Origin of the sequence: Streptomyces sp. AC555_RSS877 (genome assembly GCF_019049245.1) — a bacterium.
Taxonomy (GTDB): Bacteria; Actinomycetota; Actinomycetes; order Streptomycetales; family Streptomycetaceae; genus Streptomyces.
Window position 1 is genome coordinate 1 of sequence record NZ_JAGMUK010000134.1, and the last position, 11,591, is coordinate 11,591.

The following is an 11,591-nucleotide window of genomic DNA, read 5'->3' on the forward strand; positions in this document are numbered from 1 at the left end:
GCGAACTGCAGTTACTCCTCGCGGTCTGGACCGGCGCCTGCCCCACCTGTCACCGCGACATGCCAGACCCCATACCGACCTGACCAAGCCCTACTAGTTCACGTCGAGAGTGTCAGCACTTCTCCTTCCGCGCCTGCTGGATCAGCGGCTCGGCCTTGTCCAGCGTGAAGGTGACCTGCCAGGTCACGGCCGCCCGGTGCAGGGTGTCGGCGAACTCCTGGTAGCCGTCGTCCTGTTGAGCCGCGTCGGCGGCGCGGTTGGTCGCCGTGTTCAGGTACTGCTCGGCGGTCCGGTAGTAGGGGTCGGTCAGATCCGACGGCCGGGGGCGGGCGAGGTGGTCGGTCAGCTGCTGCAGGGAGGCGCAGGAGGACTTGGCAAACCCGCGCGCCGCCACCGTGGCCTTGGAGGGCGTCGAGCTGCAGGCCGCCAGGGAGAGCGTGGACGCCAACAGCAGGGGCAAGGGCAGTGGCAGACGAAGTATCAGCTGACGTCGACTAGTCATGGGTCAATCCTAGTTACCATGACGGCCCGACCGCCCGGAAATCCGGTGGGCCCGCCGCCACCGTCCGGCCTGGCCCGCATCTGGGCCTTGTCCGCTCTGGCCTGCAACGCGGCCATCAACGACGGCACCGCCACCGCCCACCCTCGCCTCAACGCCCGCGCACCTCGGCGGGCTCATCACCCGCGACGGTAGAAGCCAGCCACACGATCACATACCAAAACCCCGCGAAGCACCCCAACGAGGCGCCCTCACTGCGTATGCACCCACCCCAATCGGTCCAACTTCCTCGTCGCTAAACAGCGTTGGTCCAACTTCGGTGGCAAACCGTCCAACTTCGCTGTCACAGGTCAACTTGCATTGATCACGATGCGGTCACGGCCGACAGGTTTTTCAAGATCGGCGTCACACGGGAGCCGAAAAACACACCTGTAGAAGGTGCACGGCGGGATCAGCCCGCCCCACCACCAGGAGTACCCCGTGGCGAGCGCTGCCGACGAGCCGGAACAGACCCCCTCCGCAGACCCCTCCATCACCCCCTCCGCGCCCCGCCAGCAAGTGCCGGACGTTTCTGCAGGTCAGTCCCGCCGGACAGGGGGTCGCCGCAGGTCCGACAACCCTCATGTCCAAAGGCGTCCCAAGCACAGGAGGACTTCGACCGAACCTCGACGCAGGGAACTGCTGCAAGCGCTGGGGATCTTTCAGAAAGCGACGCCCGATCAACTGTGGAAGCTGACCCGCCCGGACAACCAGCACGACAAGCTCACGCGGGACAACCTCCTGGATCTGGAGGAACACCACCTGGTGAGGATCGAATCGGTCCAGGACGACCAGCGACAGGTATGGGTGCTCACCAAGCGAGGAGACAGCGAAGCGAAGACACTGCTGGAGCCGAAAGACATACCAGTCTCGGTGCTCCGCGAAGAGAAGTACGACCCGGTCACCGGGAAGATGCTCGGCACCGGCTACGACGACCACGCCGCAGCGGTCACCTCAACGGCCGCCGAATTCCACTGCGCTGGGATCGGGCACCGGCTCGGCTTCCAGACCGAGATCGGCCACCGGCTCGGCAACGGGTACGTGCAGCGGGCGGACCTGGTGGTGCGGGCGCCGGACTCGAACGTGCCGGTCATGCTGCTGGAGATCGACCGCCGCAGCGAGGACGCCCACGACCTGGTGCACAAGCTGCACCGGTACTGGCAGTGAGGCCGACTGCTGCCGCCGGACGCGGACAAGCACACCATGGACCTGGCCCGCTCCCGGCCGGACGCGATCGAGCACATCGACCACGACAAGCGGCTGTGGCGCCGCATCTACCCGCCGACCGGCCGGGAGGGCCTGGCGCCGGTGGCGTTCGTGTTCGCGGACACCACGGACACAAAGGTCTCCAACGCCGTCCCGTGCTGGAGGAGGCCGGCCGACCCTACTGGGCACCACGCCGGTACGACACCTACCACCGGGGCATCACCGCCCTCGACTACGGACAGGCCGTGCGCGGACAGTCGACATCGACGTCTCGTAGTTCCCGTACAGCGCGCTCGCAGTGGTGCTGGGCGGGGATCGCCTCGTACAGGTCTGGGGCGCGGCGGCGGACCAGGCCAGCGCGGTTGTCGCCGGGCAGTCCGGTCAGGCCCGGACACGCCCGGCGCCCGGGCCGCCCCGTTGCCCGGGCAGGGCCGGGATGTTGGTGTTCCCGCGTACGCTCGGATCGCCCGCCATGTCCTCAGCCCAGGAGACCCCGGTGACCGCACAGGAGCCACGCATCAACCCCGCCGTCAGTCGCGGAGGAGAGGACTCCCCGGCACCAGTGATTCCCGGATGCACGCGCGTCGAACTGGCTAGGTGACGGGCCCGTTCTGCGAGGCCGGCCGCCGCCTTCGGGGCGCCGTAGTTCAGCGGCACCATCGCCTCGCGGGCCAGCACCCAGGCGTGCAGTTGGTCGTCGCCGGATTCGGCGGCGGCCCGGGCGGCGGTGGCGAACCAGGCGCGGGATTCCCGGCGGCTGCCCAGGTCATGCAGGACGATCGCGGTCATCCCGGCCATCTGCCCGGCCGTACGGCACAGCCGCGCCCGGACCGGTGCGGGCTGCGGGACGGTGAGCACCGGGCGCAAAGTCGTGAAGTCGGTGACCAGGTCGGCCAGGACGCGGGTGGGCTGCTGTCCGTTGTAGCCGTACCCGTAGCTCTCGGCAGCGGCCTCCAGGTCGGCCAAGTCCTGGGGCATGTCGGGGGAGAGGGTCTGGTCGACGTCGGTCCGCGCGGCGGTGAGGGCGGCGAGGGCCGGAGTGGTGAGGCCGGCGGCCAGTGCGCCGCGCAGCAGGTTGCGGCGTTTCATGGGGTCATCTCGATGGTGGGACTCCGTGCTGTGGGCGGCGGTGTCCTCCCAGGGTTGCGCAGCGAGCCGCAGTAGGGCATCGGGAATGCGCAGTCCGCCGGCGATTCGCTCGACAGTGGCCAGCGCGGTGACAGCTGCGGTGCCCCGGGCGATCTGGCTGACGTGCTCGGATTTGAGCGCGCACGCCTCCGCGATCCGGTTGAAGGAGATCCCCGCGTCGTGGGCCATCGCGAACACCGAGGTGAAGTCCCGCTCGTGCAGGGCACGGACGAACGCGGGGTCGGCCAGCAGACGGCGCGGTAATTGGGCGGGTTACGGCGGTAAGTCGTCCACAAGTCCCCGTGAAATCTCGTGGAATGACAGTGCGTCAGCCCAACGACCATACCCACCGTGGGGGCCCCGGCACGGGGTTATCGCCAGGGTCCGCCGTGGCTGTACTGGGGGTGTTCGCGGCCGCGGCTGTCCAGGGCCCGGCTACCAACCCCGCAGGAGGATTCCATGCAGAGTCCCGCCACGCCCCCGCCCGCCACGTCCGGGCCGTCGACCGGCGGCCTTGTCCGCTCCCGCCGGGCGATCGTCGCCGCCCGGGGCCGCAACGCCATCCCTCGGACGGTGGCGGCACCGGCAAGAGCGACGGCAACGACTGACGGATCGGGAGCCCTGACGCGATGACGCACACGTCCATCGCGGCGTGCCTGGGCGAGGACTTCCTCGCCCAGGCACTGCACCGCGAACACCGCCACGTACCCGGCGCCCTCGACGTCGCCGGACTGATGACCTGGGACGACCTCAACCAGATCCTGGCCGCACACCGCCTGGAACCGCCGCGCATGCGGCTCTCCCTCGACGGCGAAACGCTGCTGGTCGGCGGATACACCACGCCGGTGGCCACCCGCCGACACACGGTGTGGCACCGCCTCCACCCCGCCGAACTGCACACCCGCCTCCAGGAGGGCGCCTCCCTCGCCCTGGACAGCGTCGACGAACTCCACCCGCCCGTCGCCCGCCTCTGCGAAGCGATCGAGCGCGACCTCCGTACTCGCGTGCAGGCGAACCTCTACGCATCCTGGACCAGCACCGAGGGGTTCGGTGTTCATTGGGACGACCACGACACCGTGATCGTCCAGTTGGACGGCGCGAAGCGGTGGCGGATCTACGGCACCACCCGACCGTTCCCGCTCTGCCGCGACATCGAGGACCCCGGCGAGGCGCCCACCGAGCCGGTCGCAGACCTGGTCCTGCACCCCGGCGACGTGCTGTACGTGCCGCGCGGCGTGTGGCACGCGGTCTCCGCCGACCAGGGCGTCCGCTCGCTGCATGTCACCTGCGGCTTGCAGACCCACACCGCGACGGACCTGATGGCGTGGGTGTCCGAGCAGCTGCTCACGCACGAGGACTGGCGGCGCGATCTGCCGCTGCTCGCCGCGCCGGATATTCAGACCGACGCCGTGGACGGGATGCGCAAGCGGCTCGCGGAACTGCTGGACGACCCGACGCTGCTCGCTCGCTACCGGGCCGCGATGGACGGCCAGGCCGTCGGCCGGATGGTGCCGAGCCTGCCGTACATCGATGGCATCCCGGTCGACGGCGGTCTGCGGGTGCGGCTGATGACCGCCCGCGCGGTGCTGGAGGTCGGCGAGGACGCGGTGACGTGTCCGCAGCCGGGAGCACGTTCGAGTTCGCCCCGGCGGCGGACGCGGTGCTGCGCCCGCTGGTCGTCGGTCGCACCGTGGACCTGGCCGCGCTCGGCGAAACAGCCGGCCTTGATGTGGAGGATGTCGTCGGGCTGGTCCAGGAGCTCGTTGCCGGGCAGGCCGCGATGGTGGGGAGCCTGCTGTGACAGCGGAGCTCGCTCTGGGCACCTACCGGTGCCGGGCGATCCCGGAGGCGGCCGCCCGTGCGGCCGCCTCCGGCGCGCAGTGGATCGACACCGCCCCCAACTACACCACCGGCCGCGCCCAGGACTTGCTGGCCCCGGCCCTGGCCGCCCACCCGGCCCTACGGATGGCGACGAAGGCCGGCTACTTCACCGCGGCCACCGGTGCGGATGCCGTGAACGCCGGGGTTCTCACCGAGGACTAGGCCGTGGTCGGGCACAGCCTCGCCCCGCAGTACGTGCGCTGGCAGATGGGCCGCAGCCGCGAGCAGCTCGGGCGCGAGCGGCTGGACCTGGTCCTGCTGCACAACCCGGAGCGCGCCCACCCCGGCGACCGCCGGCACTGCACCGCGCGCTGCGGAAGGCGTTCGTCGTCCTCGAGGAAGCCGTGGCAGCCGGGAACCTGGCCGGGTACGGCATCGCCACCTGGGCGGGTCTGGAAGAGGAAGCGTTCACGGTGGCGGAGCTGCTCGCCCTGGCCGCCGAAGCCGCGGGCGGCCAGCGCCACCACCTGGTCGCGGTCCAGATGCCGGTCAGCCTGGTGATGACGACGCCGATCGTCCAGGCCCTGGACGGCCGGGGGCCGCTCCCGGCCGCCGCCGGCGCGGGACTGCGCGCGATGGCCTGCGCACCGCTGCACGGCGGCGAACTGCCCGCCATGGTCGACCAGGAGCTCGCCGACCTCATCCGGCCGGGCCTGACCCCCGCACAGGCATGCGTACTCGCGGTCGCGTCATGCCCAGGAGTGACAGACGTCCTCATCGCCGCCTCCAGTGCGCCACACTGGAGCCAGACGGCCGACGCCGTCGCCCAACCCTCCCTGACCGCCGCCAAGTTGCGGGAGATCACTGGTGTACTCGCCTCCTCCTGACCCGGACACCGAACAGCGCATGCGCGCCCACCACACCCGCGCCGCCAAGGCCCTGGCCGTCCAGACGGAGTCGGGCGGCGAGTTCTGGGGCTGGGCCGGTCGCACCCTGGGTGCCCCGACCCGCACCACCGACGGAGAGCCTGTCTGGCTGCGGCTCGTGTCCGCACCGGAGGCCAAGGCGTCGGGGAAGCTGCGGGACGGCGCCCTGGACGCACAGCCCGCCTTCGGGGACCTCGGCGGGCGCCGGCCCGCCCTTCTGGCTGTCCACGATGCCTTCGCTGACGGCACCGCCTACCGGGCGGAGCTGTCGGCCCGCGTCGATGAGCCGGTCCTGTCCGACGACCCGGTCCTCCAGTGCGACCTCCAGCTGCCGCACTCCTGGTGGGCCGACCTGGCGGAGGCGCTGGAGAAGGTTTCGGCAACTGTCACTGACCGTGTCGCCGTACGGCAGCAGTACCTGGACCGGGCCATCCCCGAGTTCGTCGGCATCCCGGCCCCGGACGTGACCTGCTGGACGACCGCCCACTCCGATCTGCACTGGGCGAACGTCACCGCGCCGCTGCGGCTTCTCGACTGGGAGGGATGGGGGCGAGCTCCGGAGGGGTTCGACGCCGCCACGCTCTACGCCTACTCGCTGCTCCAGGAGGACGTCGCCGCCCGCGTCCGCGACGCCTTCCCCGTCCTGGGCAGCCCGGCCGGCCTCGCCGCCGAAGCAACCGTGTGCGCGCAGCTGCTGCAGACGGTGGCCCGCGGCGACAACCTCGCCCTCGAGGACCGGCTCCGGCACTGGTCCGAGGATCTCCGCCGCCGCTGACGAATCAGCCCGCCCAGCCGATGTCACGGACCTCGATCGCCCCGGCGTGCGGCAGGTACTGGATCCAGTCGAGCCGGCCGACCCCAGCCAGCACCAGAGATCCCCCTGCGTCAGCCACCCGCCAGCGCAACCGCAACAGCTCATTCAGCCCGGAGGAGTCGAGGAAGCCCACCCCGGACATCTCCAGCACCAGCCCGGACGGGAACGACGTCCAGATGCCTCGTGCAGGCGGCTAACGGGTCGCCCTTCACGGTGGGGTCCCGCTGTCCCAAAGGCTGGGAGGAACCCGAGGTATCGGATACACCCAGCTCCACTTGATAACCCTATGGTGTGATTAATGGGTGCTTCCCTGATTCCTTGCGCACTCGAACGGTTATGCCTCTGCTCAGTGATCATGTGCGTGAGGAGCAGGGATGCGTGTTCGGAATGCTGTGATTGTCTGTGCCGGGGCGATGGGCGCGGTGGTGGCGACCTCGGTGCCGGCGTCGGCTGTTGACACGGTGACCACGTTCACTGTGACGGCGACGACGGGGCTGACTATTAGTGCGCCAGCCAATGCCACTCTCTCTTCTGCTGCACCCGGTGGCCAGGCCACTGGGGCGCTGGGCAATGTCACGGTGAATGATCAGCGGTCCCAGCTCAATACCACCTGGACGGCCACGGTATCGCTGGCGGCCCCCGGCTTCACGACGGGCGGCGGTTCTACGGCCGAGACCATCCCGGGCAGCAACGTCACCTATGATGCCGGGGAGGCGATCAATCCGGTCAACCCGCCGTTCACACCCGGGAGTGCGGGAACCCTGGCCGCTCCCCGTACGGCGTTCGCCCGGGCCAGCGGCAACGGCGCCAACTCCGTCAGCTGGAATCCCACCCTGACGGTCAGCGTTCCAGCGTCGAGCGTCTCCGGTGATTATCAGGGCACCGTGACTCACTCCGTGGCCTGAGGCGCCGAGCATCGTGCGCGGAGCGATGAGATCCCTGCGTCAGCTGGTGGCTGTGACTGCAGCTGTGACCGTTGTGGCCCATGCCTTCGTCTGCCTGCCGGCGGCGGCGGTGTCCGCATCGCCCGAAGACGGGCCGGAGCTTGGCTATATCGGCTTCCGGCTCCTTGAGGCCCCTGTAGTGCGGCGGGATGATCCGCGTGCGCTGAAATACATTGTCGACCACCTGAAGCCGGGAACGACCATCGAGCGCCGGTTCGAGGTGGCCAACAACTCCGACACCAAGCGTGAGGTGAAGCTGTACCCAGCCGCGGCGAAGATCGCGAAGAACCGGTTCGTTTTCGCTGACGGCAGGGCCCCCAACGAACTGTCCGAGTGGACCAGCGTCCGACCGGGCGCGCTGGTGCTCGATCCGTGGGAGAAGGCGGAAGCGAAGGTCACCATCAGGGTGCCGGAGGATGCCAGGCCGGGAGAGCGGTATGCGGTGGTGTGGGCGCAGAACGAAACCCCACCCGACGCCCAGCACAACATCGGCTCCATCATGCGGGTTGGCACACGCGTGTATCTGGACATCAGCGACAGCGGGGAATACGCCGACTTCCGCATCACCAAGCTGGTTGCCCGCCGGGACAAGGACGGCCAACCCAGTGTGGTCGCCCAGGTACACAACACGGGCAAGCGGGCCCTGGACCTGCAGGGCAAACTGCGCCTTCTGGATGGCCCGGGCGGGCTGGACGCTCCCGGGCGTGCCGTCACACAGGGCACGACGCTGCCTCCGGGCGGCCGGGGCACGGTCAGTGTGGACGGCCTGGACCGGCGACTGCCGGCCGGACCATGGACTGCCCGACTGCGGTTGGAGAGCGGAACGGTCAAGCAGAGCCTGTCGGCACGGCTGACTTTCCCGGCCCCGGGCGGCACCAGTCTCGCGGCCCTCATTACGTCCTCGCACCGCGGGATCTGGTATGCCGCGGCAGGTGTGCTGGCCGCCTGCGGCGGGGCGCTGATGAGCTATCGCCGTCGCCGGGCCGCCCGGAGCCGGTTCTGAGCGTCGCTGGGTCGGTGGAACCGGTGAACGCACAGGATCCAGCCGCCGCAAGCGCGGCGGCGCTCGTTCTGCCGGCCAAGGACAGGGAGGCCTTTCGGCTTCCGTAAAGCAGAAGGGAATACACGTGGGGTCGCGTTGCCTGTCATGGCCCGGACTTCCCGTGCGGATCGGGACGGCGGCGGTGCTGCTGGGGAGCTGTCTGGTGCTGCCCTCGGCAGAGGGCCAGCACGCGCAGGCCGCGACGGGCCGTATGGTCTTCTTGATCCCGCGGGCGCGGATGGCCGCATCTATCACCGCCCCGGGCACGGCCAGTCTCGGGTCGGTGGAGGCCGGGCAGAGCGCCTCGGTACAGATGGGCCAGGTGCGGGTGACCAGCTCCGGCGTCCGCACCTGGACGGCGACGGTGTCGGCGAGCGACTTCACCACAGGAGGCGGCACGCCCGCCGAGAGGATCCCACGCAGCGCGATTTCCTACTGGTCGGGCCCACTGGTGTCCAAGACGGGCCCGGGGACCTGGAACCCTGGTCAGTCCACCGCGAATGACAAGAAGCCCCTCGACGTCGGACGGCCAGCGTTCAGCTACAACTCAGCCGTGATGACCAGCAGTTCTGTGGTGTGGCAGCCGAGGCTGGTGGTGTCGGTGCCTGTTACCGCGGTGACAGGCACCTATACCGGAACGGTCATCCATTCGGTTGCCTGACGGTCCGGGCCCGGGGCCAGGGCCGTCAGCACTCTAGGGAGTGGTGGTGTTCAGCAGGACGGACACGGTTGCCGGGCTGAGGTTGGCGGTGGTGACATCGGGTCGGCCGTCCTTGTTGAAATCGCCCACCGCCACGGAGAAGGGTGTGCTGTCGACGCCGAAATCGGCCTTGGTGGCGAACGTGCCGTCGCCGTTGCCGGGCAGGACGGATACCGATGCCCCGCCCGCGTTTGCCGTCATGAGATCGAGTGCGGAGTCACCGTCCAGATCCGCAGTCTCGAGCGAGATGGGGTCCGCGTCCGTGCCGTAGTCGGTCTTGGTGTCGAGGGTGCCGTCGCCGTTGCCCAGCAGCACCGACACTGTGGCGTCCTCCAGATTGGCGACCGCGACATCGACGTTGGTGTCCCCGTCGAAGTCCGCGAGCACGACCCGGGAGGGCTGGGCGCCCGTGCCGTAGTCGGTCTTGGTGTCGAAGGTGCCGTCCCCGTTGCCCAACAGCACCGACACCGTGTTGTCCCCGACGTTGGAGACGACCAGGTCGAGGTTGGCGTCCTCGTCGAAGTCACCCACTGTGACCCCATAGGGCCACGTTCCCGTGCCGTAGTCGACCTTGGTGTCGAAGGTGCCGTCCCCGTTGCCCGACAGGACGGACACCGTGTTGTCCTCAATGTTGCTGACCGCCAGGTCGGGGTTGGTGTCCTCGTCGAAGTCACCCGTCTCCACCTTGTACGGGGACGTGCCAGTCCCGTAGTCGGTCTTGGTGTCGAAGGTGCCGTCGCCGTTGCCCAACAGCACCGACACCGTGTTGTCCCCGGTGTTGGCCGTTACCAGGTCCAGGTTGCCGTCCTTGTCGTAGTCGCCGACCTCGACCCCGTCCGGGATGCTGCCCACGCCGTAGTCGGTCTTGGTGTCGAAGGTGCCGTCGCCGTTGCCCAGCAGCACCGACACCGTGGCGTCGTCGTAGTTGGCCGTGACCTGGTCGGCGTTGCCGTCCTCATCGAAGTCGGCCACCCGCACGGACACCGGTGCGCCACCGGTTCCGTACTCGACATGGGTTGCGAACGCCGGTGCGTCTGCCCACGCTGTGCCCTGAGCCGTGAACAGCCCTGCCGCCGCCAGGACGGCCACCAGGTATCTGCGGCCTCTCCGGGCCCTGACGATGCGGTGATTCCGCGGCATGCTTCCTCCCTGGGTCTGTCACCGTTTCTGAACAGGCCCCGGACAATGCACACAGCGGCATGTAGACCTATCAGGAGCCACGCACAGTTCGAGGTCTCAGCGACAGCCACTACAAGCCTCCACGCCGCGCGGACACCGCAGCGGCAGAACCGCCGAGCACCAGAAGAATCGTCGCTGAAAGGCTGGTGAAAGGAATAACGAGCCACGCCGAAACCACAAATACCGTCCCGCGAAGCTGACATGGCGTCAATAAGAAAAGACACAGCGGGCATTACTGCTTGAAGCACAACGCGCCGCGTTATGGTTGCGAAGAATCCGTCACTGCACGCCGGAGCCAACCACGCACAGACCGCTCGATCAGAAGCACTCCTGAACGAGTGCCGGCCAGCGATCACGGAGGAAGAAACCGCAAAACGGTGACCCCCCGGTACGAAGTCGGCTCGTTCAGCCGGCACATACGGGCTGGCTGAACGAGCCGTTGAGACGGAGCTCTCACGATCGCCGGGCCCGACCCTCCCACTGGAGGACCGGGCCGACCTGTGACTGACAGGCGTACTCCAACGGCGTTGTCTACGACGCGGGCAGCGTCACGAGCGGCGTGATCTAACCAGCGGTATGTGCCGGAAGCGCTGCCGGCGACGAGCACGCGGAGGAGCATACTGGCGCTGCAGGCTTCGCTATACCCCTCGGGTAACCGCCGACAGCATTCCGGGGCCGAAGAATGGATGTACGAGCGGCGGATCTACCACGGGGCCCATCTGCGGCGCGGCCAGGTTGTGTCGCTCATATTAGCTGCCTTTACGACGGCTGTTCCGGATTGTGGTCCATCGTCAGTGCCCGAGGTGCGGCCTCTCTTGTGTCGGGCAACAGCGGCAGCTCGCCTTCCTGCAGTGGACAATCCCGGCGCTGACAGGCGGCCTACTCGTCCTCAACGCGCTGCATGGAGAACAGCAGTGCCCCGAGGAGCAGGCCCGGGGGATGTGGCAGCGGGCCATGAGCAGGACGCCGCACATGCCCTCCATGCCGTATGCGCCCTCCATGCCGGACTGGCGCTGGATGCAGCACTGACTACCCCGGTTTTCTTCGCCAGCGGCTGCCGCTGAGGGCTGCGGGCCAAGGAGGTGGGCAGGCTCACCGGAGGTGAGATGCCCGAAGCCGCTTGAGTAGGCCGATGGTGCCGCGTGTGCGGCAGAAGCGTCCGACTACGTCACCGATGCCGGTGCCGCCGCTCCTGCGCATCTCGGGGTGCCTCTGTGTCTTGTCAAGTCACTTGAGGCAGCCGGTGCTTGGACATCCGTTCATCGGCGATCATGACACGCCACACATGGTCGG

10 protein-coding genes and 2 pseudogenes are annotated in these 11,591 nt (G+C 68.8%); 8 read left to right on the forward strand and 4 right to left on the reverse strand.

What is annotated here, in order from left to right; translation table 11 throughout:
- Positions 1-112 precede the first annotated feature (112 nt).
- Complete coding sequence (locus KUM49_RS37665; RefSeq protein ID WP_217241476.1) at positions 113-502, reverse strand: hypothetical protein; 390 nt, start codon at positions 500-502, stop codon at positions 113-115.
- 555 nt (positions 503-1,057) lie between these two features.
- Between KUM49_RS37665 and KUM49_RS37670 the strand changes: the two genes are divergently transcribed.
- Positions 1,058-1,705 (forward strand): replication-relaxation family protein, encoded by a 648-nt coding sequence (locus KUM49_RS37670; RefSeq protein WP_308406934.1) that lies wholly within the window; start codon positions 1,058-1,060, stop codon positions 1,703-1,705.
- Positions 1,706-2,125: 420 nt separating this feature from the next.
- Here KUM49_RS37670 and KUM49_RS37675 read toward each other — a convergent pair whose 3' ends face one another.
- Complete coding sequence (locus tag KUM49_RS37675; RefSeq protein ID WP_217241477.1) at positions 2,126-3,061, reverse strand: hypothetical protein; 936 nt, start codon at positions 3,059-3,061, stop codon at positions 2,126-2,128.
- 602 nt (positions 3,062-3,663) lie between these two features.
- On the opposite strand from KUM49_RS37675, the pseudogene KUM49_RS50890 reads away from it, so the two are divergent.
- The 3 genes and pseudogenes from KUM49_RS50890 to KUM49_RS37690 all read left to right on the forward strand — a co-directional run.
- Positions 3,664-4,131, forward strand: a pseudogene (locus tag KUM49_RS50890) (JmjC domain-containing protein); the annotation flags it as partial.
- 401 nt (positions 4,132-4,532) lie between these two features.
- Positions 4,533-4,673: a hypothetical protein gene (locus tag KUM49_RS50895; protein ID WP_374200249.1), complete on the forward strand. Its 141-nt coding sequence runs from the start codon at positions 4,533-4,535 to the stop codon at positions 4,671-4,673.
- A 926-nt stretch (positions 4,674-5,599) separates the two neighbouring features.
- The gene (locus KUM49_RS37690; protein WP_254402396.1) at positions 5,600-6,394 is read left to right on the forward strand and encodes a hypothetical protein; all 795 of its coding nucleotides are present in this window, start codon (positions 5,600-5,602) and stop codon (positions 6,392-6,394) included.
- A gap of 4 nt (positions 6,395-6,398) precedes the next feature.
- Here the strand turns inward: KUM49_RS37690 and KUM49_RS37695 are convergent, their stop codons facing one another.
- Positions 6,399-6,584 carry an STAS domain-containing protein gene (locus KUM49_RS37695; protein WP_308406932.1) on the reverse strand — a complete coding sequence of 62 codons (186 nt, stop codon included), beginning with the start codon at positions 6,582-6,584 and terminating at the stop codon, positions 6,399-6,401.
- A 223-nt stretch (positions 6,585-6,807) separates the two neighbouring features.
- On the opposite strand from KUM49_RS37695, the gene KUM49_RS37700 reads away from it, so the two are divergent.
- The 3 genes from KUM49_RS37700 to KUM49_RS37710 all read left to right on the forward strand — a co-directional run bounded on the left by KUM49_RS37700 (position 6,808) and on the right by KUM49_RS37710 (position 9,080).
- Positions 6,808-7,338: a hypothetical protein gene (locus KUM49_RS37700; RefSeq protein WP_217241479.1), complete on the forward strand. Its 531-nt coding sequence runs from the start codon at positions 6,808-6,810 to the stop codon at positions 7,336-7,338.
- Positions 7,339-7,402: 64 nt separating this feature from the next.
- Positions 7,403-8,380, forward strand: a complete 978-nt coding sequence (locus tag KUM49_RS37705) for a peptidase (protein WP_308406933.1) — start codon at positions 7,403-7,405, stop codon at positions 8,378-8,380.
- Between the two features lie 160 nt (positions 8,381-8,540).
- Positions 8,541-9,080, forward strand: coding sequence for a hypothetical protein (locus KUM49_RS37710; RefSeq protein WP_217241480.1), 540 nt, complete (start codon positions 8,541-8,543; stop codon positions 9,078-9,080).
- A 33-nt stretch (positions 9,081-9,113) separates the two neighbouring features.
- On the opposite strand, the gene KUM49_RS37715 is transcribed toward KUM49_RS37710, so the two are convergent.
- On the reverse strand, positions 9,114-10,259 hold the full coding sequence (locus tag KUM49_RS37715; protein WP_217241481.1) for a VCBS repeat-containing protein: 1,146 nt from the start codon (positions 10,257-10,259) through the stop codon (positions 9,114-9,116).
- Between the two features lie 867 nt (positions 10,260-11,126).
- Between KUM49_RS37715 and KUM49_RS49110 the strand changes: the two are divergent.
- Positions 11,127-11,327 (forward strand): annotated as a pseudogene (locus KUM49_RS49110) (hypothetical protein); the annotation flags it as partial.
- Positions 11,328-11,591 lie beyond the last annotated feature (264 nt).